Origin of the sequence: Paenibacillus sp. BK720, from assembly GCF_011761545.1 — a bacterium.
Lineage (GTDB): Bacteria > Bacillota > Bacilli > Paenibacillales > Paenibacillaceae > Pristimantibacillus.
This window is the reverse complement of sequence record NZ_JAASRQ010000005.1, coordinates 374286-399395: the sequence shown is the minus strand read 5'-3', so window position 1 is coordinate 399395 and position 25110 is coordinate 374286. Positions and strand designations below refer to the sequence as shown.

Below are 25110 nucleotides of genomic sequence, written 5' to 3'. Positions count from 1 at the left end.
TCTAGACCCCCTGCCCCCTCATTAGAACATAAATGCCCATAACCATGGCCCGCATAAAGGTGATGTTCATGATGGAGTATATTTTTTGATTGACGCAAAAAACGATTAATACGGCGATGATCCCCACTACCGCAAAAAACATTGCCTTGCTTGATCCGTCTTTCATGTTTTTCCACTTCACAATCCCCGTACCAATCACAAGAACGATCGCAAAGACAATAAACCCTAAATCCATCTATTGATCCTTCCTTCCCAGATTTTCGCTGGTCATCCCAAATCTGTACAGGTTTGCCGCTGCGGTCACTTCGAATTTAACGGTAGGGAAAACCGCATCCCAATCATTCCGGTATTGCTTCGTCCATAGTTGAGGATAAGCACGGTATACGTGAAGTCCAAACCCTACGGCATCGCAATTGGCACGTTGCATGCTATCCAGTGCGAGATTTATATTTTCTATCACACGTTTGATCACTAGTTGCTCGATCTGCTTACGCTGCTCGTAATCGTCGTAATTCCGATTCAAATTTCGATCCTCGTTAACGCTGACCTTCACTTTCGAATGAATACGGAAGGTGAGATTGTTGTTCTCGATCACCGGTTTGATTCTGACCTGGGCCTCGTTAATGGAAACGGTAAGGTAATTGCCCTGGTCGCTAAAGGTCTCATCGTATTTGCGGAACTGTTTATTGAGCAGCCGCAAGCCGATAGCCGTCCTATCTTTTGCTACTCCGGTCATTTTCCCGTTATTTGTTAGCGCAAAGCCTTCGATAAGAACATCCTCTGCCTCAGAGCCTTTAACCTTTGTCTTCAGTTTCTCTACATAAGGAAAAAAAGCATCCTCCCCGACTGCGATGATTTTGCTGATAATGTCCTTAACGGAAATCCTCACGCTAGCCTCGGATTGAAGCAGCTCCCTCATCGATTCCGCAGAGAAGCGTTCAAGACGCGTGTCGGCATTCAGCACATCAAGCGCTTTGCCTTTCGTTATCGCTATAAAGGCGGTTAACCGATTTTCCGGCGTACGGGTCAAGGCATCGATAACCGTTTTTACACCCTCCGTCTTTGCGAGGTCTTCGCCAATGATAATAACGCGCCGATGACCGAAGAACAGATGTCTTGGAAGACGGAATTGGAGCTTCGAGACCGCTTCGCGAACCGTTTTGCCCGTCTCGGTCTTGATGGCGAACGGCTTCTGCCCGCCGGAGCCGCCTCCGCCGCCCATGCTTCCCATATTTCCGGGAAGCGGAATAAGTACGCTCACACGGAAACTATCGTCCTCTTTATCGATGGCGCTCGCCAGCACGAAAGCGACGTCATTGATTTCGCGGCGATCCCAGCAGCCCGTAAGCATAAGGAGCATGCCTATACATAGGCTTATGGAAACCACACGCCATACTCGGATTATTTTCATACGGTTATAGGATACTCCTCTCCTGCTTATTCAGGCTGCGGACGCTGACGTTGAAGATTATCGGGAGTCAAGTATTTCGGACGCCTTCTCATCTTCCACCATGGCGCGCGAACCATGACATCTTTCATATCGCTCAGTTCAACCGGCGTTACGGGGGCCAGATACGGAATGCCAAATGTCGTAAGCTTCGCCAAGTGACCAACCACAACCATTGCCGCGATCATAATGCCAAGCAGGCCAAAGACCGAGGCGAGCAGCATGATCGGAAACCGAAGCATCCGGATAGCGATTGCCGCATTGTAACGAGGCAAGGTAAAGGATGCGATGCCTGTCATCGAGACGACGATAACCATTGCCGCCGACACGATGCCGGCCTGAACCGCCGCCTGACCTACTACAAGCGCTCCGAGGATACTGACGGCCTGGCCGACTATACGCGGCAGCCGAACGCCCGCTTCCCGAAGCGCCTCGAAGGCGATCTCCATAATAAGCGCCTCTACGACGGCGGGGAAAGGAATCGCTTCGCGCGAGGCAGCGATGCTAAGCAGCAGGTTAGTCGGAATCATCTCCGGATGATAGGTAGAAACCGCGATATACAATGCCGGGGAAAACAAAGCGACAAACAGGCTGAACAATCTTAGCCAGCGCAATAGGGTACCGACCATAAACCGTTCATAATAATCCTCGCTTGCCTGCAGCCACTGCCAAAAGCCAAACGGAGCGATTAAGGCGAAAGGCGTGCCGTCCACAAGGATGGCAACCCGTCCTTCCAGAAGCGATGCGGCCACCGTATCCGGTCGTTCCGTTGTCTGTACCTGGGGAAACGGAGAGAAGCCCTGATCCTGGATGAACTCCTCGATATATCCGCTCTCCAGAACGCCGTCGATATGAATTCGGCTTAAGCGGTCTTCCACTTCCTGCAGCAGCTTGGGATTTGCGATTCCCGCCATGTAGGTCAGGATCACATTCGTATTCGTCTCGGTTCCGATGACGAAGGACTTCATCTTCAGCCGCGGAGACTTGATCTTGCTTCGTACAAGCGACGTATTGGTACGAAGATGCTCGTTAAAGCCTTCGCGGGGGCCGCGAACCACGGTTTCCGTCTCGGGCTCGGCTACACTGCGGCGGATGCCGCCTCTCAGGCCAAGACAGACGGCTGTATCCTGCCCTTCAACGAACAGAACGCTGTCGCCCGACAACAGGTTTGTGAGCAGCTCCTTGTAGAACTTGATCTTGGAAGCTTGGGCTACCGGAAGGGTCTGCTCGGTAATCTGATCAACGGTAAATTCGTCGCCCTCAAGGATCATAAGCGCCTTCATCGCAGCATCGACGGCGCTGGTCGTTACCATCCCGTCAACATAGCACAGGAGCGCCTTGGGACCATTCTCGATCTCGAAGTCGCGCATGACGATATCGGAGCTGTCCTTGAAGAGCTCCTCCATGATTTTGCCGTTCGCTTCTATCGTTGGCCGTATTGGCACATCCTCAAATTTGTTAATTGCATGATGATCCAATTTTCCTTCGGGCAAGCTTCTGGTCTTTGTTTTCGTTGGCACTGTTGTGTCACCACCGTTCATTAATACAGGTTATCATTACCTAAATCGCCTAAATTATGATGAGCGTTCTCTTCTGCATGATTCGGTGCCCAAAACGCCAACCTATTGCTTAGGAAGGGAGGGACTAACCATGACATCGCCAAAAAACCGCCGCGAGAACGCGTGGAAGCAACGTAAGCACACGCAGCATCCAACGCATGGCAAAGTGAAATCATTCGATGAGTTGAGCAAGGAAGTTGGACGGACTAATCCTAATGACGTAGAGATTTATTAAGGTGAGCTTGCTGCGCTTGGCTGCAGCTTAGCTTAGAGTGAATAAAGTTGGGATGCCGCTGCGCGGAAATAACGTCCTTCCGATCGCTGTTGCCCCCGAATTGCTTCGATGATAATCCGCTTATTGCGGATGAAATTCTGGGGCAAAAGGCGAATGTTTCACTTCTCCAGTACGTTATTTCCGCTTCGCTCCCTCACCTTTTTTTTGGGACCGTTTCGGCAGTCAGCTTACCCTGACTGCCGAATTTACATACCGCTCAGCAGGTTGGTAACTGAGCTTAGCATTTCAAATGCGCAATCGGCTCTTTAACCACGACAAAAAGACCATCCTTATAGGGCATTGCCCCTTAGGATGGTCTTTTTGTCGTGCGGCTATTCTTTTACGCCGCCGAGCTGCATGCCGACAACGAAGTATTTTTGCAGGAACGGATAGACAACGAGAATCGGCAAGGATGCGACGATTGTAATGGCAGCACGGATCGACAGTGGAGTAACCATAGCTTTTGCCGCGCTGGCATCGCCGCCGTTTTGCAGAGCCGGATTGCTGTTGGAGTTCATAGCCGATGAGAGCAGCTTCATCAGCTCGTATTGAAGCGTGCTAAGCTCCTGCTTCGAAGAGGTGAACAGGAACGTATCGAACCAGGAGTTCCATTGTCCTACCGCTACGAACAATGCGACTGTAGCAAGCACCGGTTGGCATAACGGGAGAATGACCTGCAAGAAAATGCGGAAATCTCCCGCCCCGTCTACTTTTGCCGATTCGATCAGGCTCTCCGACAACGTTCCGATATAGGTACGGATGACGATCATGTTAAAGGCACTTACCAGGCCAGGAACGATGTAAACCAGGAAGTTATTGAGCAGGTGAAGGTCCTTGACCAAGAAGTAATACGGAATCAGACCCGCGTTAAAGTACATCGTCATCACGATAATAATCGTTATAGGCTTGCGGAAAGCATATTCCTTCCGGCTTACCGTATAAGCCAGCATCGTCGTAAGGAACAAGCTCAGCACGGTTGCCAGTACGGTACGCGCGATCGAGATAAAGAAGGCATTAAACACGGTTCCCGTTACAAATACCGCTTTGTAATTCTGAAGCGTCCATTCCCGCGGCCAGACGTAAATACCGCCCCGAATCGTATCAAGCCCCGCATTAAAGGATACGGCTAGCGTATTCAAGAAGGGGTAGAGCGTAACTACGGCCAGCAATATCATGATGATGGCATTGACTGTACCAAAAATCGCCGGCTCAAGCTGAAGTGTTCTTTTTCTCATTGTAATCCCCTCCTTATCAAATAAGCCTTTCTTCGCCGAATCGCTTCGCTATCGTATTGGCGGCGTAGATAAGCGTGATGCTGACAACCGTCTTGAATATACCCGCTGCGGTTGCAAGCGAATAGTTGCCCTGCTTGAGTCCGTATTTCAGTACGAATATATCTATGGTCTCCGACCAATCGACTACAACGCCATTGCCAAGCAAATATTGCACTTCAAAGCCAGCTTCCAGAATCCAGCCCAGGTTCATGATGAGCAAAATAATAACGATGGACTTGATGCCTGGCAGCGTTATATACCACATCTTATGGTAACGGTTAGCCCCGTCAATCTCCGCCGCCTCATACAGGGATGGATCAATCGAGGTAATCGCCGCCAGATAGATGATTGCATTCCAACCGACTTCTTTCCATACATGCGATGCGCCAACAATGCCCCAGAAATATTTAGGCTCGCTAAGCCACATGATAGGCTCGTGAATAATTCCAAGCTTCATCAATACTTCATTGACGATACCGCCATCCACGGACAGCGAAGTTGCAACAATTCCAGTTACGATAATCCACGATAGAAAATGCGGCAAATACGAAATCGTCTGAATCGAACGCTTAAACAGCTTGTTCTTCACTTCGTTTAACAGAATCGCGAAAACAATGGCCGTTACGAAGCCTAATACCATGTTAATGGCACTCATGCCAATCGTATTACGCAAAACGCGCAAGAAACTGTCATCGGTAAACAAGAATTTAAACTGCTTTAAGCCAACCCACTCTTGCTCGCCAAAAGATTTTGCCGGCTTGTAATTCTGGAAAGCCATTGTCCAGCCCCAAATCGGGTAATACGAGAAGAGCATGACATAAATGAGTACGGGCAGCGACATCCACATAAGCTGACCCTGGTTTTTGAACCGCTTGGATTTGCGGGTCTTCTTAGGCTGGATAGCAGCCTCTACAGCTATAGTATCTACGGGTTTCGCCATCTCTCTTCCTTCCTCCGCTCCAAAGATAAAGCGGAAGGGCTGAGGCAGTCTGCTTCATCCCTTCCGCTTTCTGCTGCCTTACATTAATTAGTGCTCCAATTTTGAATACGCCATTGAATTTGTTCGTTAATGCGGTCCTCGTAAGCTTTTACGTTGATTTTCTTATACTCGTCTACGTAATCCTGCCATACTTTATCGAATTGATCAGGTTTCGACATAATCGCTCTAGGCAAGAATTTCAGCGAAGCATCCGTCATTTTCTTGTTGGCAATCGAAGCATCGGAGCCGTCAATCAGGTCGATCTGCCAAGCCGGGTAGTAAACCGGATTATCCGGCGGCATCGAGAAGAATTCCGTCCATGTTTTGTGGCCGTAAGCATTCAGAACTTCTTTGTCGACATCTTTCAAGCTGTCATAGAATTCTACAGGGTCTCCGCCCGGCGATGTTGCATTGCCGTCGCTCAAAGTACCTTCAATCTTAGGCAGGTATCCGTAAATGCCGTCTCCGAGGTTGGCAAGCTTCCAAGCCGGATCCTCGTAGTTTTTGCGTTGCTCAGGCGTTCTGGTATATTTGCCGTCCGCGCCAACTTGATAGTCAACACCTTCTTCGCCCCAAGTGAACATCTTCTGGTATTTCTCATCCATCAGCTGTTCAAGCGCTTGAATAATGCGTTTCGGATCCTTCGCGTCTACCGAAATACCAAAGCCGTTGTTCAAGTTGATAACGGCGCGGTCGCGGTAGTAGTCCTTAATGCTTGTGTCATAAACAAGCGGGAAGCCTACATAAGTGCGGTCGGACTTGCCTTGCGTATTCAGAGAGTCTTCCGCGGTTTGGAAGTTCCAGTGCTGGTCGAACATGCCAAGGACATTGCCTTGAGTCAGCTTCGCCAAATACTGGTCATAGTTTTGGGTAAATGCTTCTTTATCCATCAGCCCTTCGTTGTACAGGCCGTTCAGTTCTTTGTAGTAACGTTTCGAAATGTCTTGCGTTGCGAAAACGCTTGCCACGCCATTGTCTACAACAACGCCGCCGTCGTTTGGATGTCCTGTCAGATGCTCAGGCGCATTCAGCAGGCCGAATGTCCGCCAGTCGGACGCGAGTGTCGTAAAGCCGATTGTTTTCTGACCGTCGATTTCAGGATATTTCGCCTGATATTCGCGGATCAGCTTCATATAATCATCAAGGGTTTGGAGTTTAGGATAACCGAATTCCTTCAGTACGGCTTTTTGAATCCAGAAGGCAGGACCGCTGTAGAACGTTTCGTTCACATTGCCTTGATACGCGCCGTAGTTAGGCAGCCAGTAAATGTGGCCGTCGGAAGGATCCTTCATCCGGTTCCAGTATTTCGCGTAATGCTCTTTCAGCTTCGGAGCATACTGCTCAATAAGATCTTCAAGTGGAATAACAGCACCCGCCGATACAAGCTTAGGGTCCGCGGTAATCAGGTCAGGATAGTCGCCGCCGGCAATCATAACGCCAAGCTTTTGCTCAAGGTCGCCTACCAGGAATTCCGTCTTAAACGTAATGCCAAGCTCGTCTTTAATTTTTTTGAACAGCTTGTTGTCCGGTGTCGGCGATTGGCCAGGCGCCCCGATAAATGCCGAGATCTCAACCGGCTTCAAAGCCTCGTCCGTTGCATTTGTGCCCGAATTGCCTGCGTTCGCAGATGTAGATGGCGCAGCGGACGCATCGCTGTTACTATTTTTGCCACCGTTATTGCCATTACTGCACGCTGCAACCGTTAAACTTAAGGCAACCGCGACTGCCATAGTTGTCAACAATGGCTTTTTTGCTTTAACCCCCATTTGCTTCTCCTCCTACGGATTGTGTGCTTACCTCTACATTATGAGGCATTTGAATGCGTTTACATCATAATCAGAGTTAAGCATTATACCCCTACGATTTAAGGTGGGGTATTGTTTTTTTATACTCGGCAAGCTTCATGCCGAAACGTTTCTCGAATTGCTTCAAGAAATGCTGATAGCTGCAATAACCAAGCCCCTCCGCCAGCGCCGCCCCCGAAATATCCTGGTTATGGAGCAGTTTCTTCGCATCGTTCATCCGCAGATGATGAATGTATTCATGAATGCTGACCCCGTACTTTCTGGAAAAGGCCTGCCCCAGATAGACGGGATTCATATAGAAGATTTCCGCTATCTCCTTCACCGTAACGGATTCGCAGTAATGCTGGCGCAAATATTCTTCTACCTTGGCAATGGTCCCCCCCTGCTGCCGGCTTCGACACAATGACAGTTCTTCCCGGCACATTAGGCAAAAGCTCAGCAAAAACGCGTGCAGCTTCAGCAAGGAATGCTCATTCGCCCCAACAAGCGGATACCCGGTTTTCTCAAGCAGTTGGTCCGCGTCCCCGCCAAGCTCTTTGTAGATGCCGGAGCATTGCACCATAATGTGGGTAGAAAAGGCGGAGATCAAGGATGGCATCGTCCTTTTATCGGCAAAATGATCAAAGATTTGCTGCAAGCGCTCGACTATCCGTTCTTCGTCATTGGTTTCAACTGCCTCTATGATTTTTTCGGCCGCCTCCCATAGATGGGAATCATAGGCAAAGCCCTGCTCCTTGATCTCGTCGTAGTAGAGAGGCCTCTCTCTTCGGTCATAAAAGAGATAAGCACCCGCTTCCTCCGCGTGCCGGTATGAGCTGCCAAGCTCCTCCGCCTCCTTCACCAGACTGCCGACTACCAGGCTGAGGCCTCCATGAACCGAACCCCGGATCTCTTTGTACAGAAGCTCCGCCATATCCTGCATAGCCGGCTTGCTGTCTTCTTTAAGTATGCAGACCAGCCCAAAAGAGGTCAGCTCCTGATCCAGTATGCAGCCTCCGAATCCCCCTTCGCCTTGCCCCTTCTCAAGCAGCTCCTCGACCGCTTCCGCTGCGGAGGCCAATTCCGATTCGTCCAGTTCAACGCGTATATATACCCATCCGTCAGCATCTATGGAAAGGCGTTTAATAGAAGTCTTGTCGGCATCGGATAATTCTTCGCCGCGTATCAATGCGGTTAATGCCCGGCGCTGTGCGCAGCGTTCCGTATAGCGGGCAGCCTTCTGTCTGCGGCTCTCTTCCCCCAATACTTTGTTCAAACATTCCAGCACTTCATTGGCTTCATCGCTCATAATCGGCTTGGTCAAATAATGCGAGACGCCAAGCTGCAGAGCCCGCCTTGCATACTCGAAGTCGCTATAGCCGCTCATAACGACAAATTTAGTCTGTTTATGGCCTTCCAGCCTCATCTGGGAAATAAGCTCCAATCCATCCATGATCGGCATGCGAATATCCGTAACGACTAAATCGGGCTTGGATTCCCGGATCAGACGGGCTGCCTCTTCGCCGTCTCCGCAGACCGATTCCACCTCGAATCCGTTCTTCTCCCAGTCTATCAATAATTGAAGGCCTTCTATTGCAAATGGCTCATCATCAACAAGCAGGACACGGTACATGCTGCTCCCCCTTTCCATTTACGAAGCCGCACCCGGCTTTGTCTGGTTATGCTCAAGCTGCTGGAGCGGTATTTGATAGCTCACGGTCAATCCGCCCTCCGGGCCGTTCATCATCCGGAATTGTACGCTTTCATGGTAAAATAGCTCCAGCCTGCGGTACACGTTGCGCAGACCGACATGTCCTTCCATTGCCTGCTCCGAACGGACCGCCTGCTGAATCCGGTCCAGCGCCTCCTGCTCCATGCCGATTCCGTTATCGGCTACGGAGACCGTTAACCCCCGTTCGGACAGGCGGGCTTCGATTCTGACGGACCCTCCGCCTTTAATCGCCTGCAGCCCGTGCTTGCAGGCATTCTCCGCCAGCGGTTGAATGCTCATGATCGGTACCCGGACGTCATTCGCAAGCGGATCGATATCAACAACGTAATCAAACCGATCGCCGAAACGGAATTTCTCAATCTGCAGGTACATCAGGGTGAACTGCAGTTCCTCCTTCAGCGGTACCAGATCATCCGCCCGCCGGAGCAGCCTCCGGAGAAGAAGCGACAGGCTTTTTATAATTTCGGTCACATCCTTGTAACCGTTTTTCGTCGCCACAACAAGAAGCGCATTTAAAGTATTGAACAGGAAATGCGGATTCATCTGGCTCTGAAGCATATTCATCTCCATCCGCACCCGCTCGACCTCCAGACTTTTCTGATGAATCTCCAGTTTGTAGACGTCGTTAATCAGCGTATTGATCTTCCTCGTCATCATATTGTAGGTATTAATAAGTCCGCCAATCTCGTCTTTCCCTTCCGGGAGAGTCACCTGATCAAACCGTTCGTTGCGCACGCGGTCCATATGCCGGGCTAACTTCTTGATCCGGTAATGGTAAGAACGGAGCATAACGAATATTAAGAGCGAAGGAATAAGCGTGCTTATGACCGCAAGCCACAGGATGGAACGCCGAGCTTCATCCAGAAGAGTCGCAATCCGGTCGTTGTTAGCCCTTCCGATCAATTTCCATCCTTGCACGTAACTGACCGTGCCCAAATTCGATACAAAAACGTCTCCCTTTGCCCAATCCGACATATCGGCATCATAAACCGACTTGCTGCGGCCGCCCGTTTCCGCCACGACCTGATTCTGCTCGTTTACCAGCTCCAGCTGAAGGCTGTCGCTCTCCCTGCTCAAAATATCGTAGATTTTATCAACGTTCAAATCGATCCTTAGAAATTTGCGATATTGCGGTTTAACAATGCTGAATCCTTGATCCATGTCGCTAATGACGCTTATTTTCTTTGCCGGGCCTGTTGTCCCCGATTCCTCCGAATAGGCAACTACACGGAAAGCATGGCCTGGCTGCCTTAACAAAGGCCCAAGCCAAGGACTTGCTTCTTCCGGGGCATTAATGACATAGTAATTGTTTCCGGTCTGAATGGAATGGTTATACGTATAAATCCGGATTTCCAAAATGTTCGGGTATACGGGCATGTAACGCTTCAGCTTATTGCGAAGAACGCTGTCATAGCTCTCGTAAGAGGAGACAGGGCTGTCGTAGGTTTTGTCGAGCACCTCGTTCAGGGAATCGTCGCCTTCAATGGAATGGCTGACCGCTACGCTTTCGTCAATCATGCTGTGCAGCTCCGCTGCGGCCCGGTCCATCGATTTGCGAAGGTTCTCCTGTTCGCGAATCCGGATATTATCCGAGTTCTGTTGGTAGAAAAAAACGTTGATGCCGATAATGGGGATGAGGATGCATAACACGTAAATCATTAAAAATTTTAGATTTAAGGGAATATCGTTGATTTTATTCGGAAACAGCCTGTTCATCACTCAAGACAATCCCCTTTTGATTTGATTTGTAAGCCGAGGGCGATACTTTCGTTAGGGACTTGAAGACGGAGCCGAAGTATTCGGTGCTGTGATACCCAAGCTCGTTTGCAATGGTAGACACCTTCAGATCCGTTCGAAGCAACAGCTTCTTCGCTTCCTTGATTCTCAGAAGATGCATATAGTCGTTAAAACAATAACCGGTTACCCGTTTGAACTGCTGGCCCATATAGACCGGGTTCAGACTGAAGAGCTCCGCAAGCTCCTTCAACTGCAGCTTCTCCCGGTAATGAGCGGTTACGTACGCAACGGCCTCCTGAAGCCTGCCTTCCGGCTTCTTGCCGTTCAGCTCGTCGATCTCCCCGGCTGCCTGCAGGCACGCTGCCGACAACTGTTCCCGCACATTCCCCACCAGGCCGTATTGGGGCAGAATCCATTCCGGCGGATTGGCCGGATCCCCGCCGGCTTTATGATAAGCCCGAAGCAGTCCGCCTTGCAGATAAGAGAGAGAGGCCGCCAAGCTGCTTGCCGGTTTATTGGTTCCTTCAACAAACTCGACGAGTGCGCTGGCAGCCTTCTCTATCGCAGAAACATTGTTACGTTCTACCGCCGCCAGTAAAGCCTCTGCCCGGCTCGCCGCATCCTCCCACCGCCAATGCGTATGCTCATCCCTGTGCTCATACCAAAAGACACCCGCCCGTCCCTTGTACAAGCCCCTGCTTCGGAGTTCCTGAAGCTGCGTATACAGCTGCTTTAGATGCCGCCAGCCCTGCGTTTCTCCGCTGACATATATCGAGCAATAAGGCCACCGGCCGGAAAGCCTCTCCGCAATCCGCCTAACGTCCGAGTCTAATCCCTCTTCCAAGCCATCCTGCTGCCGAGACCACACAAGCAGCCCGGTTGAACCCGATGGCTCCTCCATACATCGGCTGCCGGCCGGTAGTCCCGTCAATTCAGCTTCCACTTCTTCCATCGTTGGCCCGGGTTTTCCGCCCGTTACGTCAAGGACAATCAGTCTCCCCGCCGCCTCCGGCAAGCAGTCCAGATGGGAAAGCAAGGCTGTCCGCGCCTCCTCGTCCTCCTCCTGCAGCGCTCTCGCAAATACGATGGATAACGATTCGCTCGCCGATGCCTCCATGCTGTTCCGCTGATCCATGTCTACCCGAAGCGAGTCCAGCAATTCATGTATCTCTTCTTCGATAAGCGGCTTTAACAGGTACTGCTCTATCTGATGACGGATCGCAAACTGCGCGGCATCAAACCGCGAATAACCGCTCACGATCACCGTTTTTATCTCTTTCAGCCTTTGGCTTTGCTTCATTTGCCGGATTAACTCAAGTCCGTCCATAACCGGCATCTGCAGATCGGTAAATACAAGATCGGGCACTTCCCGCTCCATAACCTCAAGCGCTTCCCTGCCGTCCGATACGGCCCAGCAAAGCCGGAACCCATGCGATTCCCAATCCACCATGGTTCTCCAGCCCTCCAGCATAAACGGTTCATCATCTACAACAAGTACGTTGTACATGCGGGCACCACCTTTCAGACGTTTATCTTCGTCGTCAATACCTACCCTCAGTGTCACATAGGGTTAAACCATCAGCAATGTAAAAAGTTAAGATTTGTTGGATTATTTTAAGATAAAATGTAAGCGTTTACGATTGGTTTTGCAAGAAAACCCGCTACCCCGGTTACCCGGGGTTACTGCGGCGTTTGCCCAAATCCATTAAAATGACTGCTCGGACAGTCGGTATTTCGCGGGGCTGACCCCCACCGTCATTTTGAATAAACGGCTGAAGTAGGCATGATCGGCATAGCCGACCAGCTCGCCCACCTGATATATTTTCAGATTCGTCTCTCGCATAAGCCGGATGGCCTGATGGATCCGAATGCTCGTCAGATGATGAGTAAACGTAGCGCCGGTCTGCGAGCTGAACTGATTGCTTAAATAATTGGGCGTCACGCCAAGCCGCTTCGCCAGCGCGACGAGAGACAGCCCTTTGTCCCCGTACTCGGCCTCCATAATCTGCATCGCGGAACGGATAATGCGGCTCACAAACTCGTAACGGAGCAGCTTCTCGCCTGCTTCCCCCGCATGCCCCAGCTGACGCAGACTGTTCAGGTACAAGGAGCGGAGCTCCGACAGCGCCGCGGTAATCCCGCCAAAGCCCAGCTTGATCGGAATGCCCAGCCGCTCTTCAAGCTCTCTTTTTTTCTTCAGCACCATCTCTTCCATATTCGGAACGGCGTGCTTCGAGGTCAGAACGGCAGCATTCATAAAAGGAGGGTCGTCTATTACAACGACCGTCCCAAGCTCCTTCATATTCTCGGTTAGCTGTTCCTTCATCCAGAAACGGTCCGTCGACTGCCAGAACGGCTTGTCCTCCATCTGAAACGTAAACACTCCCGCCCATCTGAAGGAAGGCAAGGTTGCCTCATCCCTCTGGACATCCCGCATATACGGCTCGGAAAACAAGGTTTGAACCTTCTTCTCCAGCGAGCTCTGCTCGCGGTGACGCAATAAGGGAACGGAATATTCGCCTTGCGGTCTCCCGCCTCTCCCCGGATGCGGCTGCGTCAGACTTCTAGCCTCCATCGTCAGAATCAGCAAAATCTGCATTACCTTGACCCGGATATCCAGCCGCCTGACGATATCATTTTCCGGCTCGGCGGAGCAGATTTCCATCAGTTCCTCGATATGGGGCATCAACTGCTGCACGGTGGGCGATTCCGCCCGGAACAAATGCTGCTCGATCCGGCCCAGCAAGTAGAACAAATCGGGTTCGTCCACATCGAGATGCAGCGCAAAATAAGTCATCGGCTCATCCGACGCGTTACGGCTGTGATGCACTTCATCAGGCCGTATCAGCAGCAGGTCCCCTGCCCGCTGAACATATTCTTTACCGGAGATCACGGTTCGCTGGCTCCCCTGAAGCACGACATTGAGCTCCAGCAGCGGATGCTGATGCTCCTTGTAAGACCAGCCTTTTCCTACGGTGCGCCAATGCGTGCCTAACAGCTGAAAGGCAAGCCGAAAGCTTTCAAGTATGATTTCATGAATGACTTCCGGCACTTCCCCGTCCCGATTCGTCTGCCAAGTCACGCGACCTCACCGCTTCCTGCGCTTTTTCTTGAATTATATCACAGGAATTACAGGGATGGGACGCACACATTATATGGAATACCGCTACTGCTCCGGACAACCGCCTACGAGATGACCGGACCGGTTGATCTTCGTCTGCAAATATTTCTCGTTATATTCCGACACATCTCCCCAGAGCGGAATCCGGTCGGAAACGTCAAGCCCGGCATTGCGCAGCGCGTCCAGCTTTCGCGGGTTATTCGTAATGAGGGTAACCGGCTTGTCCTTCGGCCGCAAGGAGCGCAGCACCCGGATGGCATCGCCGTAGTTGCGCGCATCATCCACAAATCCGAGGTTAAGGTTCGCCTCGACCGTATCATAACCCTGCTCCTGAAGCAGATAGGCCATCGCTTTGCTGAACAGCCCGATTCCGCGCCCTTCATGATTCGCCAGGTAAAAAAGCGCTCCCGCCCCATGCGCCGCAATCATCTTCATCGACTGATGCAGCTGGTAGCCGCAGTCGCAGCGCTTGCTGCCGAATATATCTCCCGTATGGCAGATGCTGTGCATCCGGATAAACGCCTCGTCCGCATGCTCGAAATCACCATAAACGAGCACGCTTGATTGCTGCATCTCCGCGAGATTGGCGCCGGACAGCTTATGTATAATATCCTCTAGCTTATCTGCTTCCTCCTCGCATAACAGCCAGCAATACCAATGAAAAATAGCCGTCTGATCATCCAGGTTAACCGGCAGCTTGATCGGTCCAACCAAATAAATCTCCCCGTCCTCGCTGTCGATATGCCGGATTTTGCCTTCGAGAATCGAAATAATTTTCTCATTCATGGTTCTCTATACCATCCCTTCGCTTCCATTATTGACCTAGGTTGCGCAAGGATAGCGGCAGCTATGCTTGTTCCCCCACTTTAATCGTAAAGGAAGAGGTCAATAGGTCGCCGTGGCGCTGGAACTGGCCCCATACTTTATAAATGCCCGGGGAAGGGAACGTCGTCTCGAATAAAGCTTCCGGTCCCGCCGTCTGCCCTTCCTTCGGATGAACATGCAAATAATGCCGAAGATCCGAGCTGACGATAACCACATGTCCCGCCGCCCCAAGGTAAGGCTCCATATCCGGCACCGGTCTGCCTGTCCCGGCATCCTTGAACGAGAAGGCGAGAGCCGTCTCTTTCCCTGCTTGCAGCTCGCCGGTGTGCAGCGATACGACGGTACTTTGAACCGTCTGAACAAGCCTCTTGTCCGGTACCAGCGGAACGGCCGCCGTTGTTTTGCCGCCAACCGTCACTTCCGTCCGAGCAACCTGATGACTCCCTCCGGCCGGGACAAAATCCGCAAACAACTTATAGGCTCCGCCTTTCGGAAAGACGGTGTCTACCGTAAAATGCCCCTGTCCTTCATCGACCGGATGAAGATGCTGAAATTCGCTTAAATCGCTGCTGACCGCAATGAGATGAATCTCCCTCTCATGGTTCAGATCAAAGCTTTGAACCGGACGGCCGTGCGCATCCTTGAAGTTAAGCTGAATAGCTGCGCGATTGCCGGCCTCCGGCTGCTTCGGCAGGAAGCTCCACTGCACGGTGACGCTCTGGTTATGCCCTTCTTCATGGGCATGGTGATGCTCATGACCTGCGGCGGTGTCGCCGGATAGCCGCGTGCCGGCTTGACCGAAGGTTACCCCGGATGCGGGCGCGGGAGCTGCTGCGGCAGAGCCGGATGCGGCCCAGCCCGTTTGGCTGGATGTATAGGCAGCCGACAAAAGAACGGCCATAAGTCCGATATGCAACGTGCGATTGCGATTTTTTCGATTACGTCTATGCATCATGCGCTGTATTCGCTCCTTCCATTTATCCCTAACAATATACCCAGAGCCGGTATACGCTAATCACCTATGGAAGAAGCAAAAGCAACGTGTTCGATGCATTGCACGGAATGCAGGATATTGCTCATTATTGGAGAAGCTACAGGCTTTATGCTGCACAAAATGCAGGATAATGCCCCGATTGAGGCGAATTCGAATCGCTTTTCTCCAATTTGCTGCATTCCGTGCAACGTAATACCCTGCATCGATCGAAAAGGCTTTATTATCCTGCATAATGTGCATCATACGAGTGGGCTCGTATTAAGCAGAAAAAAAAGACGCTGTCGGACTCCGTCGGAGCTGGCAGCGCCTCTTTATAGCCGGTTAAACGACATCGTAGCCTTGATCTTCAATCGCTTCCTTGATGGCGTCAAGCGATACCTTTTTCTCGTCGTACTGAACGGTTACTTTGCCTGCAGCCAGATCCACGGTACCGCTTGCTCCTGCTCCGGTAACCGCCTTCTCCACCGCGCTAACGCAATGGCCGCAAGACATCCCTTCAACCTTCAACGTTACGTTTGCCATAATATTAATCCCTCCCGATTTTATTTCATTAATTTATTTACGGTAACGAGCAGCTCGTCAATAACTTCACTTTCTCCCGCCTGAATGCGCTCGATCACGCAGCTTTTCAGATGACCTTCCAGCAGAAGCTTCCCGACACTGTTCAGCGCAGACTGCACCGCGGCAATCTGGTTCAGCACATCATCGCAATACGTATCCTTCTCGATCATCGCCTTAACGCCGCGGATTTGGCCTTCTATCCGGTTCAGGCGCGATACGAGGTTGGATTTCATCTTATCGGAATGATGGCTCTTCCGCTCGGCACCTTGTTGTTCCGGTTCGCTCGAATGGCAATGCTCGGTCTTCTCTTGTTCAATCATCTTTAAATACCTCCAGGGGGTATGGAATAGTCTTATTGTATCATACCCCCTAGGGGTATGCAATCCGCAATTCGCGCATAAACCTGATAAAGATAATATGCCGCAAACAAATCAGAAGTAAAGTAAAATCAATTCAATTTTATGATGGAGATGGGAGTGGAAGAACGGTTATGACTACGCTTGTGAATTATGCGCACCGGGGAGCCTCGGGCAATTATCCGGAGAACACGATGATCGCCTTCGAGAAGGCGATCGAGCTTGGCGCTGCAGGGATCGAGACCGATGTGCAAATGACCAAGGACGGCGAGCTGGTGCTCATTCACGATGAAATGCTGAGACGGACAACCGGGTTGAATAGCCATGTCGCCGATATTCAGTCCCATGATCTGCTTCAATTGGATGCCGGCAGCTGGTTTTCCCCGAATTTCAAGGACGCCAGGATTCCGACGCTCGCGCAGCTGCTGGACTTAGCCGGGCAGACCGGGACGATTCTCAACATCGAACTAAAAAACGGCATCGCGCCTTACCCCGGAATGGAGCAAAAGGTAATCGAAACCGTCCGTGCTTACGGCATGGAGAATCAGGTCATTCTCTCCAGCTTTAATCATTATTCGCTTATCGAGTGCAAGAGGCTGGCTCCGGAAATACGGACTGGCATCTTGTACATGGAAGGCTTATACCGTCCGTGGAAATACGCCTTGTCGATTGGAGCTTCCGCCCTGCATGCCTCGCATTTTGCCGTGCTGCCGGACTGGGTTGCGGAAGCCGCCCAGCATGGCGTTATCTATAACGTGTTTACAGTCAATGAACCGGCCGAGATGCTTCGGCTGATCCAAGCGGGAGTCGCGGGAATCATTACCGATTACCCGGAACGGCTCACTGCTCTGCTAAACAAGCTTTAATCCGTTTAGTGGATGCTTTTCTTCGTAAAGCCGCCGCCTTGCACGTCGGCAACATTTTCGATCGCAATAAACGCTTTTGTATCAATGTCATGCACGATCGCTTTCAGCTTCGCCACTTCGAGACGGCTGACCACGCAATAAACCATTTGCGTCTCTTCTCTGGAGTAACCGCCGCGTGCCTGGATATAAGTCGTGCTGCGTCCCAGACGGGTCATAATCGTTTCGGCGATTTCTTCGTACGCGCTGGATATAATCGTGACGGATTTGGATTCCTCAATACCTTCAACAACGATGTCCATGACTTTGGTTGCGAGATAATAGGTGACCATCGAATACATCGCGGAATTCCATTCAAACACAAAACCTGCGAGGATGAAGATAAAGACGTTGACGATCATGATGATTTGACCGACCGGCATGCCGAATTTTTTCGATGCCAGAATCGCTAGAATCTCCGTGCCGTCGAGGGAACCGCCAAAGCGGATGACAAGACCAACGCCGGCTCCAAGAATGATCCCGCCGAACAGGACGGCCAACAGTTTCTCTTCGGTAAAAGCATGTACGTGGTGAAGCAGCTGCGTGGTAATCGACATAACGGCGATACCGTATAGAGTAGATATGGCAAACGTTTTGCCGATCTGCTTAAAGCCGATGAACAGGAACGGAATGTTCAGGATGAAGATGAATAGACCAAGGGGCAAGTGGGTTAATTCGGATACCATAATGGAGATACCGGTGATACCACCGTCGATTACATCGTTTGGCACGAGGAATAATTCCAGTGAAACACCCATCAATACAGAACCAATCGTGATAAAAATAGCCCTTTTAAAAATCTCTAATCCAGATATTTTTTTGTGCTCTTTTGCCATCGTGACCTCCAACCTTTTCTTTTTAGGGTAACACAATCCTCAGGTCTTTTCAAAAAAGGAGGATGAAAAAAAGCAGCCGGCGTCAATGAATATGACACCCGGCCGCTAGTTTTATCCCCTTCTTTTCAGCTGATTATTCGTATAATACCGCTTTAATTTCGTCGCTGTCGATATTGGATTTATCGTAGTAATAGAAGCCCGTATCGATCGATGGCTCCACTTTTTCGCCCCGGATCGCTTCAACGGCCGCTTTAACCGTTTCATAGCCGATACCTACCGGATTCTGCGTAATGGCGCCGGCCATAACGCCGCTCTTGATCGCATCCAGCTGCGCCTTTCCGGAATCGAAGCCTATTATCGTAATTTGGCCTTCCTTCTTCAGCTCGGTTACGGCGTTAATGACGCCAACCGCAGAGCCTTCGTTCGCCCCGAAGAAGCCTTTAATATTCGGATGCGCCTGGATCATCGCCTTGGCAAGGTCCGTCGATTTCAGATGATCGCCGCCGCCGTATTGAATGTCGACAATCTTAATATTCGGATATTTCTCTTTGATCCGGTTTACGAAGCCGTCGCGGCGGTCAACGCCGGTAACGGAGGTCTGGTCATGCACAATGACGCCAACCTCGCCTTCTCCGCCGATTAACTCGGCCATTTTGTCTGCGGCAAGGGCGGCAGCGGCCTTGTTATCCGTCGAAGCGGTGGTAACCGGAATATCGCTGTCTACGCCCGAATCAAAGGCAATAACCGGAATGCCCGCGTCCTTCGCCTTCTGCAGGAGAGGCACCGATGCCTGGCTGTCGAGGGCGGCAAAACCAATCGCGCTAGGCTTCTTGTCGAGAGCGGCCTGCAGCATTTCGATCTGTTTATCCACTTGCGATTCGGTTTCCGGACCTTCGAAGGTAATCTGCACGTTGAATTCGGCTGCGGCCTTCTCGGCGCCTTGTTTAACCGCCTGCCAGAATTGATGCTGGAAGCCTTTCGAAATGATCGGAATATAAATCTTGTCTCCACCCGCTTTGGTTCCGCCGTTGTTCGTACCGGATTTGCTGCCTGTATTGCTCGAGCTCTTTGAGTTGTCTGCGCTGTTCGAATTGTTCGAACCGCAGGCGCTCATCATAACAACTGTCATTAACGCTACTAGCAGCAATGCCGTAAACTTCTTCACCGAAATCTCCCCTTTGATTTTTGGATGGAATCCTTCTGTATAGAATCTCTTGTTCCGGCACATCGCGCCGGTCAGAGCTTCTAGCGATAACAGGCCTTACGCTTTGCGGCGGCGAAGGATATCAGCGTATACCGCAAGCAAGATGACAAAGCCGACAACCACGGTCTGCCATTCCTGCGGAACGGACAGAATCCGAAGCCCGTTCGTCAGCACGCTCATAATCAGAGCCCCGATAACCGTGCCCACGATTGTCCCCTTCCCTCCGCTAAGCGAGGTACCGCCAATGACGACCGCCGCAATAGCCTCAAGCTCGTAACCGGCGCCAAGCGCGGGCTGGGCGGAATTGAGCCGGGAAGCAATCAGGATACCCGCCAGACCGGTGAAGACACCGGTTAAGGTGTAGATTACGATTTTCCAATAGTTCACGTTAACGCCGGACAGCCTGGTCGCTTCCTCGTTGCTGCCGAGGGCAAAGTTGTAACGGCCGATGATCGTTTTGGACAACAGGATGCTTCCGATAATCGCGGCGATGAAGAAGATGACAACCGCATTCGGGATGGCAAAGCCCGGGATAATCTCGTCGAAGAACGAGCCCTGCGACACCTCGCTGAACACCGGATGATCGTTGAAGTAGATCGGCTTCGTACCGGAGATGACAAGAGCTAGACCTTTGGCGATCATCATCATGGCAAGGGTAGCGATAAAAGGCGGGATCTTGAGCCTGGCGACCATCACCCCTGACAGCAGCCCGCAAACGGCGCCGGTCAGGATGCCCCCGATAATGCCGATCGGAACCGGCAGTCCCCAATACGTGATAAACACCCCGGTCATCACCGCGCTTAAAGTCATTACCGTTCCGACCGACAAATCAATGCCGCCCGTTATAATGACAAACGTAGAGCCCAGTGCCAGGACGCCGGTCACCGCGGTCGAGAGCAGAATCCCCACGATATTGGAGAATTGAAAAAAGTTGCTGGACGAAATGGTGAATACGAGAATAAGGACGATCAGACTGGCAAAAGCAAGCACCTGCTGCAGAACGCCCGGCTTCAGAATAATCGCGGTCTGCTTGCCGCCTAGCTGCGCCATTTCGGCTTTTGGCTGCATTTTCATAGAGATTCCCCCTAAACTCCGTTGTTAAGCTCTTAATGTCGCGTATCGCATAATCCGCTCCTGCGTGGCTTCCTCGCGGTCCAGCTCGCCCGTGATGCGCCCTTCGCACATCACAATGATGCGGTGGCTCATCCGCAAAATCTCGGGAAGCTCCGAGGAGATCATAATGATCGATTTGCCCTTGGCGGCGAGATCGTTCAGCAGCTTGTAGATTTCGCTTTTTGCCCCAACATCGATGCCCCGGGTCGGCTCGTCAAAAATCAAAATGTCGCAGCCCTGGGTCAGCCATTTGCCGATTACAACCTTCTGCTGATTGCCTCCGGAAAGGAATTTAACATCCTGATCGATATGAGGCGTCTTTACCTTCAGCATCTCGACAATCTGATCGGCCGCCTTCGCAATCTTGCTCCGGTTCACCCAGCCTACCCCATTCACGTATTGCCGGAGCGAGGCGACGGCCACGTTGGTCTTCACGTCCATCTCCACAATGCAGCCGTACCGCTTGCGGTCCTCGGACAGGTAGCCGATTCCCGCCCGTACCGCGTCATAAGGCTGCTTTATTACGACCTTGCGCCCATGCACCGTTATTTCTCCCGCATCGAGCGGATCGGCGCCAAAAATCGCTCTTGCCACTTCGGTCCGCCCCGCTCCAATCAGCCCGGCGAAGCCGATGATCTCTCCTTTGCGCAGCTTGAAGCTGATATTGTCCAGCGCTCCCCTGCGGCTTAACCCCTTCACCTCAAGCACCGTCTCGCTGTTCTCCGCTATCCGGCTTTGCTTCGTGCTGTCATAAATTTCGCGCCCAACCATCATCGCGATAATCTTCTCGTTCGTAACGGAATCCGTCGGCACCGTGTCGATATACCGACCGTCCCGCATGACGGTAATCCGGTCCGTAATCCTCTTCAGCTCATCCATCCGGTGCGAGATGTAGACGATGCCGACTCCGCTTGCTCTAAGCTGGTTTATAATAACGAACAGATCATCGATCTCCGTATCGCTCAGCGCGGCTGTTGGTTCGTCCATAATGAGCACCTTGGCGTCGTAAGACAAGGCTTTGGCGATTTCCACCATCTGCTGCTTCGCTACGGTAAGATTGCCGACCGGTTCATCCGGATCCAGCTCCATGTTCAGCCGTTCGAACAACCGCTCTACCCTGCGCTTCAGCTCCCGTTCGTTCAGAAACAGCCTAAGTCCCCGCCGAGGCTCGCGTCCGATATAAATGTTCTGTGCCACCGTCAGATCGGGGGCCAGGTTCAGCTCCTGATGGATAATCGAAATCCCCAGACTTTGCGCGGCTTTCGCGCTTGGAATCTCGACTTCCGTTCCCTCGTATACGATGCTTCCGCCATCCTTCTGATAGACGCCCGTCAGCACCTTCATCATCGTCGACTTGCCCGCCCCGTTCTCACCGACCAGCGCGTGCACCTCGCCCCGCCTTAATTCGAAGCGGCAGTCCTGCAAGGCTTGAACGCCCGGAAAATACTTGTTGATCCCTTCCATCTGAACGAGTATGTCCTTCATGCCCCAATCACTCCATCCCGCTGTAACTAAGCTCATTCTAAAGCGCTTTCTCGATTGCCAGAATGGAATAATGTATTTGATTAGTTGAAAAAAATCTGTTCCTTTTTAGAATCCGTTTTTCTTCAAAAAATGAAAAAAGCTACTCTCCCACAAAGGGGAAGAGCAGCTTCTGATTTTGTTCCGTGTACATATTGTCTTTGTTGATAACGACCGATTCCGTATCGATCAGCCTAGGCACTTTCTTGCCCCGCACCGCTTCAATGGCCGTCTTCACGCTGAGGTAGCCCATATTGTAAGGCTTCTGGACAACGGTTGCCTGCAGCACGCCGCCTTCAATCAGCTGTACTTCATCCACCGAGCTGTCGAAGCCAACAAGCTTTATTTTGCCGCTGAGCCCAAGATCCCGGATCGCTCGGCCGGCCCCCACGGTGGAAGGCTCATTTAGACCAACAATCCCTTTAATGCCAGGATCTTCGGAGAGAAGCTGCTTGGTCAGCTCATATGCCTTCTCGAGCCGTCCTTCGCTAAAGAGCGTACTTGCTACCTCAACGTTTGAATGACCTTCCAGCCACTGCCGCACGCCCTTTTCCCGTTCAAGCTGCGAAGAGGTTCCGTAAACGTAACTCATAATGGCGATTTTCGAGGAATCGGCCCCCGGCAGCAGCTTGGCCATCTCTTCTCCGGCCTTCTCCCCGGCTGCCATATTATCCGTTGCGATAAAGCTTAGCGCATCATCGCTGTTAATGCGGGAATCTACCGTAATGAGCTTAATGCCCGCCTTAACGATCCGCTGGGCGATAGGAACCAGCCGGTTATAATCGGTCGCGGCCATCACGATCGCATCCGGCTTCTGCCGGATGGCCTGCTCCAGCTGCTCCATTTGAATATCGATCTCCGTCTCCGACGGAGGCCCGATTACCGTAACGTTGGCGCCAAATTCGTTGGCCGCGTCCTCAACCCCCGTGATAAGCACCTTCCAGAAATCAATCGCCGAGCTTGTTGCTTTTACCGTAACAATGATGTCGACGGGCTTCTCCCCGCGCTGGCTTGCCGCCCATTTATAGAGGCCGACGACAGCAGCCACGATAAGAATCGCGGCAATGGCCACGGATGCGGATCTGCGTCTGTACTCGCTCATGCGCCAGCACCTCCCGCCCATTCATCGCCTTCAATGGCGGCAATCCGTACCGTTACCGTTGTCCCTTCATCCGGTACGCTTCTGTACGTCAGGCCGTAATCCTTGCCGAAATAAAGCTGGATCCGCTCGTGGACATTCACCACGCCAACGCCTTTGCTTTCCCGGTCGCTTCTCCTCGGCTCCAGAATCGTTCGGAGCGCCTCCGCTTCCATCCCAACGCCGTTATCGCTCACTTCCAGCCAAATATAACCGTCCCGCTTGCCGCCGGTAACCTGAATCGTTCCGGTCCCGATTCTGTTCTTGATGCCGTGGTAGATCGCGTTCTCGAGCAGCGGCTGAAGCAGCACCTTCAGCGTGCGGTACGCGTAGATATCCGGATCAATGTCAATCTGGAAATCCAGCTTGTCCTTATACCGGATTTTCTGGATCGTCAGGTAGTTGGCAACATGCTCAATCTCCGTCCGGATCGAGACCAGCTCTTGCCCCCTGCTGATGGAGGAACGGAACAGCCGCGCCAGCGCGGAGGTCATCAGAACGACCTCGTCCGTCTTTTTCCCCTCAGCCATCCAAATGATCGAATCGAGCGTATTGTACAAAAAATGCGGATTAATCTGCGCCTGCAGCGCCGTCAGCTCGCTCTTCCGCTTTATTTCCTGTTCCCGGACGACCTGGCTCATCAGCTCCTCGATCTTGACAACCATCAGGTTAAACGTGCGGGCGAGAGACGCGATTTCCCTCGGATTGCCGATCGGTACCCGGATATTAAAAATCCCCTTCTCCACCTTCTTCATATGCTCCTGCAGCTGCTTGATCGGACGGGACAGGTTACGCGAGACAAAGACGGCAAGCAGGAGCCCGACAATCAGGCAAAAGATCCCCGCCGCCGCCATCGACAGCTGCATTTCGCGCTTGTTGCCGATCAATTCGTTGACGTAGGACACGCCAACGATTTTCCAGCCGAAGCCGGTATCCTGAATCGTATAGATCCGGCTTGTCTTCCCTTCGTCGGTCATAAAGCTGCCGCTGCCCTTTGCGAGCACCTCGTCGATTTTCTCCGATTTCAAGTTGCTGTAGATCAGCTGCTGCTGCGGATGATAGACGATATTGCCGGCTTCATCCACGATAAAAATGTACCCCCGTTTGCTTAAGTCGATATTGTTCAAAGTGTCGTTAATAACGCTGAAGTTCAGGTCGACGAGCAGCACGCCGCGCGGCTCCGTCTGATCCTTGCTCCACAGCTCCCGGCTGAGCGAGACCACCCAGCCGTATTCGTCCTTGAACATATGCTGGACATGGGAGGAAGACACGACAATCCGGCCCGATGCCTCTTGCGCGCTGGTATACCAAGGCTGCTCCGCCAGCCTGACGCTTGGATTCAGCTCAACATGCTCGCGGTCCGAGACGAACCGGCCGTTGTAGCCAATGACGTTAATCGAAGCAATGTCTTTGCGCGAAGCCATAATGGAGTGAAAATACGCGGAGATCCGCTGCTCGCGCGCCAGCCCCTCCGAGCTTTGCCCGTCACTTCCCGCTTCGCCTACAAGCTCGCGGACATCCTCGTTGCTGAGCGCGAGCATCGATATATTTTCCATGCTGGTAATATAGGTCTGAATGTTGGCATTCACCTGACGGATCAGCTCCGCCGTATAGTCCTGGGCCGTCTCGCGGACGGACGAGGCCGACAGCTGGTACGAGATGACGCCTAACAGGATGGCCGTAAGCAGAATGAGGCAGGCGGAGGCGGCGGCAATATTCGTTTGAATGCTTTTGAATTTAAATAATTCCATAA

Annotated in this window: 22 protein-coding genes; 2 read left to right on the top strand and 20 right to left on the bottom strand. The window is 51.9% G+C overall.

Annotation, left to right across the window (positions count from 1 at the left end; genetic code table 11):
- Position 1: 1 nt before the first annotated feature.
- The 3 genes from FHT67_RS20790 to FHT67_RS20780 are packed head-to-tail and all read right to left on the bottom strand — an operon-like array spanning position 2 to position 2967.
- A complete protein-coding gene (locus tag FHT67_RS20790) occupies positions 2 to 235 on the bottom strand; it encodes a hypothetical protein (protein WP_132310764.1) in 234 nt (77 codons plus the stop codon).
- Complete coding sequence (locus FHT67_RS20785) at positions 236 to 1411, bottom strand: Ger(x)C family spore germination protein (RefSeq protein ID WP_167201156.1); 1176 nt, start codon at positions 1409 to 1411, stop codon at positions 236 to 238.
- Between the two features lie 26 nt (positions 1412 to 1437).
- The gene (locus FHT67_RS20780; protein WP_167201154.1) at positions 1438 to 2967 is read right to left on the bottom strand and encodes a spore germination protein; all 1530 of its coding nucleotides are present in this window, start codon (positions 2965 to 2967) and stop codon (positions 1438 to 1440) included.
- Between the two features lie 130 nt (positions 2968 to 3097).
- Here FHT67_RS20780 and FHT67_RS20775 point away from each other — a divergent pair, with 130 nt between their 5' ends.
- Positions 3098 to 3241: a DUF6254 family protein gene (locus FHT67_RS20775; RefSeq protein WP_164775478.1), complete on the top strand. Its 144-nt coding sequence runs from the start codon at positions 3098 to 3100 to the stop codon at positions 3239 to 3241.
- Positions 3242 to 3612: 371 nt separating this feature from the next.
- On the opposite strand, the gene FHT67_RS20770 is transcribed toward FHT67_RS20775, so the two are convergent.
- The 11 genes from FHT67_RS20770 to FHT67_RS20720 all read right to left on the bottom strand — a co-directional run bounded on the left by FHT67_RS20770 (position 3613) and on the right by FHT67_RS20720 (position 16607).
- Positions 3613 to 4515 carry a carbohydrate ABC transporter permease gene (locus tag FHT67_RS20770; RefSeq protein WP_127495370.1) on the bottom strand — a complete coding sequence of 301 codons (903 nt, stop codon included), beginning with the start codon at positions 4513 to 4515 and terminating at the stop codon, positions 3613 to 3615.
- A gap of 16 nt (positions 4516 to 4531) precedes the next feature.
- On the bottom strand, positions 4532 to 5494 hold the full coding sequence (locus tag FHT67_RS20765; protein ID WP_127495371.1) for an ABC transporter permease: 963 nt from the start codon (positions 5492 to 5494) through the stop codon (positions 4532 to 4534).
- An 83-nt stretch (positions 5495 to 5577) separates the two neighbouring features.
- A complete protein-coding gene (locus FHT67_RS20760; RefSeq protein ID WP_132310770.1) occupies positions 5578 to 7299 on the bottom strand; it encodes an ABC transporter substrate-binding protein in 1722 nt (573 codons plus the stop codon).
- A gap of 91 nt (positions 7300 to 7390) precedes the next feature.
- Complete coding sequence (locus FHT67_RS20755; protein ID WP_167201152.1) at positions 7391 to 8950, bottom strand: response regulator transcription factor; 1560 nt, start codon at positions 8948 to 8950, stop codon at positions 7391 to 7393.
- An 18-nt stretch (positions 8951 to 8968) separates the two neighbouring features.
- Positions 8969 to 10708 carry a sensor histidine kinase gene (locus FHT67_RS20750; protein ID WP_243867356.1) on the bottom strand — a complete coding sequence of 580 codons (1740 nt, stop codon included), beginning with the start codon at positions 10706 to 10708 and terminating at the stop codon, positions 8969 to 8971.
- A 34-nt stretch (positions 10709 to 10742) separates the two neighbouring features.
- On the bottom strand, positions 10743 to 12293 hold the full coding sequence (locus FHT67_RS20745) for a response regulator transcription factor (RefSeq protein WP_167201150.1): 1551 nt from the start codon (positions 12291 to 12293) through the stop codon (positions 10743 to 10745).
- Positions 12294 to 12491: 198 nt separating this feature from the next.
- Positions 12492 to 13868 carry a helix-turn-helix domain-containing protein gene (locus FHT67_RS20740; protein WP_167201148.1) on the bottom strand — a complete coding sequence of 459 codons (1377 nt, stop codon included), beginning with the start codon at positions 13866 to 13868 and terminating at the stop codon, positions 12492 to 12494.
- An 84-nt stretch (positions 13869 to 13952) separates the two neighbouring features.
- Positions 13953 to 14693 (bottom strand): GTP cyclohydrolase II, encoded by a 741-nt coding sequence (locus tag FHT67_RS20735; protein ID WP_132310778.1) that lies wholly within the window; start codon positions 14691 to 14693, stop codon positions 13953 to 13955.
- A 61-nt stretch (positions 14694 to 14754) separates the two neighbouring features.
- Positions 14755 to 15687, bottom strand: coding sequence for a hypothetical protein (locus FHT67_RS20730; RefSeq protein WP_132310780.1), 933 nt, complete (start codon positions 15685 to 15687; stop codon positions 14755 to 14757).
- Positions 15688 to 16047: 360 nt separating this feature from the next.
- Positions 16048 to 16248 carry a copper ion binding protein gene (locus FHT67_RS20725; RefSeq protein WP_132310782.1) on the bottom strand — a complete coding sequence of 67 codons (201 nt, stop codon included), beginning with the start codon at positions 16246 to 16248 and terminating at the stop codon, positions 16048 to 16050.
- Positions 16249 to 16268: 20 nt separating this feature from the next.
- The gene (locus tag FHT67_RS20720; RefSeq protein ID WP_243867355.1) at positions 16269 to 16607 is read right to left on the bottom strand and encodes a metal-sensitive transcriptional regulator; all 339 of its coding nucleotides are present in this window, start codon (positions 16605 to 16607) and stop codon (positions 16269 to 16271) included.
- A gap of 170 nt (positions 16608 to 16777) precedes the next feature.
- Between FHT67_RS20720 and FHT67_RS20715 the strand changes: the two genes are divergently transcribed.
- Entirely contained in the window at positions 16778 to 17509 is a 732-nt protein-coding gene (locus tag FHT67_RS20715; RefSeq protein ID WP_167201146.1) for a glycerophosphodiester phosphodiesterase, read from the top strand.
- Between the two features lie 5 nt (positions 17510 to 17514).
- On the opposite strand, the gene FHT67_RS20710 is transcribed toward FHT67_RS20715, so the two are convergent.
- The 6 genes from FHT67_RS20710 to FHT67_RS20685 form a co-directional block, all read right to left on the bottom strand.
- Complete coding sequence (locus FHT67_RS20710) at positions 17515 to 18381, bottom strand: YitT family protein (RefSeq protein ID WP_132310788.1); 867 nt, start codon at positions 18379 to 18381, stop codon at positions 17515 to 17517.
- A gap of 133 nt (positions 18382 to 18514) precedes the next feature.
- Positions 18515 to 19510, bottom strand: coding sequence for an ABC transporter substrate-binding protein (locus FHT67_RS20705; RefSeq protein WP_208403424.1), 996 nt, complete (start codon positions 19508 to 19510; stop codon positions 18515 to 18517).
- Positions 19511 to 19642: 132 nt separating this feature from the next.
- A complete protein-coding gene (locus FHT67_RS20700; protein WP_167201322.1) occupies positions 19643 to 20635 on the bottom strand; it encodes an ABC transporter permease in 993 nt (330 codons plus the stop codon).
- Positions 20636 to 20683: 48 nt separating this feature from the next.
- The gene (locus FHT67_RS20695) at positions 20684 to 22183 is read right to left on the bottom strand and encodes a sugar ABC transporter ATP-binding protein (RefSeq protein ID WP_167201321.1); all 1500 of its coding nucleotides are present in this window, start codon (positions 22181 to 22183) and stop codon (positions 20684 to 20686) included.
- A gap of 139 nt (positions 22184 to 22322) precedes the next feature.
- Positions 22323 to 23321, bottom strand: a complete 999-nt coding sequence (locus FHT67_RS20690; protein ID WP_132310804.1) for a substrate-binding domain-containing protein — start codon at positions 23319 to 23321, stop codon at positions 22323 to 22325.
- A complete protein-coding gene (locus FHT67_RS20685) occupies positions 23318 to 25108 on the bottom strand; it encodes a sensor histidine kinase (RefSeq protein ID WP_132310806.1) in 1791 nt (596 codons plus the stop codon). Before FHT67_RS20685 ends, FHT67_RS20690 begins: the two co-directional genes overlap by 4 nt.
- Positions 25109 to 25110 lie beyond the last annotated feature (2 nt).

Excerpts from the sequence above, each read along its gene's own strand:
- FHT67_RS20685 (WP_132310806.1), bottom strand. The coding sequence starts at position 25,108 with ATGGAATTATTTAAATTCAAAAGCATTCAAACGAATATTGCCGCCGCC.
- FHT67_RS20765 (WP_127495371.1), bottom strand. The coding sequence starts at position 5,494 with ATGGCGAAACCCGTAGATACTATAGCTGTAGAGGCTGCTATCCAGCCT.
- FHT67_RS20725 (WP_132310782.1), bottom strand. The coding sequence starts at position 16,248 with ATGGCAAACGTAACGTTGAAGGTTGAAGGGATGTCTTGCGGCCATTGC.
- FHT67_RS20755 (WP_167201152.1), bottom strand. The coding sequence starts at position 8,950 with ATGTACCGTGTCCTGCTTGTTGATGATGAGCCATTTGCAATAGAAGGC.
- FHT67_RS20695 (WP_167201321.1), bottom strand. The coding sequence starts at position 22,183 with ATGAAGGACATACTCGTTCAGATGGAAGGGATCAACAAGTATTTTCCG.
- FHT67_RS20745 (WP_167201150.1), bottom strand. The coding sequence starts at position 12,293 with ATGTACAACGTACTTGTTGTAGATGATGAACCGTTTATGCTGGAGGGC.
- FHT67_RS20690 (WP_132310804.1), bottom strand. The coding sequence starts at position 23,321 with ATGAGCGAGTACAGACGCAGATCCGCATCCGTGGCCATTGCCGCGATT.
- FHT67_RS20770 (WP_127495370.1), bottom strand. The coding sequence starts at position 4,515 with ATGAGAAAAAGAACACTTCAGCTTGAGCCGGCGATTTTTGGTACAGTC.
- FHT67_RS20720 (WP_243867355.1), bottom strand. The coding sequence starts at position 16,607 with ATGATTGAACAAGAGAAGACCGAGCATTGCCATTCGAGCGAACCGGAA.
- FHT67_RS20775 (WP_164775478.1), top strand. The coding sequence starts at position 3,098 with ATGACATCGCCAAAAAACCGCCGCGAGAACGCGTGGAAGCAACGTAAG.
- FHT67_RS20790 (WP_132310764.1), bottom strand. The coding sequence starts at position 235 with ATGGATTTAGGGTTTATTGTCTTTGCGATCGTTCTTGTGATTGGTACG.
- FHT67_RS20760 (WP_132310770.1), bottom strand. The coding sequence starts at position 7,299 with ATGGGGGTTAAAGCAAAAAAGCCATTGTTGACAACTATGGCAGTCGCG.
- FHT67_RS20785 (WP_167201156.1), bottom strand. The coding sequence starts at position 1,411 with ATGAAAATAATCCGAGTATGGCGTGTGGTTTCCATAAGCCTATGTATA.
- FHT67_RS20705 (WP_208403424.1), bottom strand. The coding sequence starts at position 19,510 with ATGACAGTTGTTATGATGAGCGCCTGCGGTTCGAACAATTCGAACAGC.
- FHT67_RS20735 (WP_132310778.1), bottom strand. The coding sequence starts at position 14,693 with ATGAATGAGAAAATTATTTCGATTCTCGAAGGCAAAATCCGGCATATC.
- FHT67_RS20715 (WP_167201146.1), top strand. The coding sequence starts at position 16,778 with ATGACTACGCTTGTGAATTATGCGCACCGGGGAGCCTCGGGCAATTAT.
- FHT67_RS20730 (WP_132310780.1), bottom strand. The coding sequence starts at position 15,687 with ATGATGCATAGACGTAATCGAAAAAATCGCAATCGCACGTTGCATATC.
- FHT67_RS20710 (WP_132310788.1), bottom strand. The coding sequence starts at position 18,381 with ATGGCAAAAGAGCACAAAAAAATATCTGGATTAGAGATTTTTAAAAGG.
- FHT67_RS20750 (WP_243867356.1), bottom strand. The coding sequence starts at position 10,708 with ATGATTTACGTGTTATGCATCCTCATCCCCATTATCGGCATCAACGTT.
- FHT67_RS20700 (WP_167201322.1), bottom strand. The coding sequence starts at position 20,635 with ATGGCGCAGCTAGGCGGCAAGCAGACCGCGATTATTCTGAAGCCGGGC.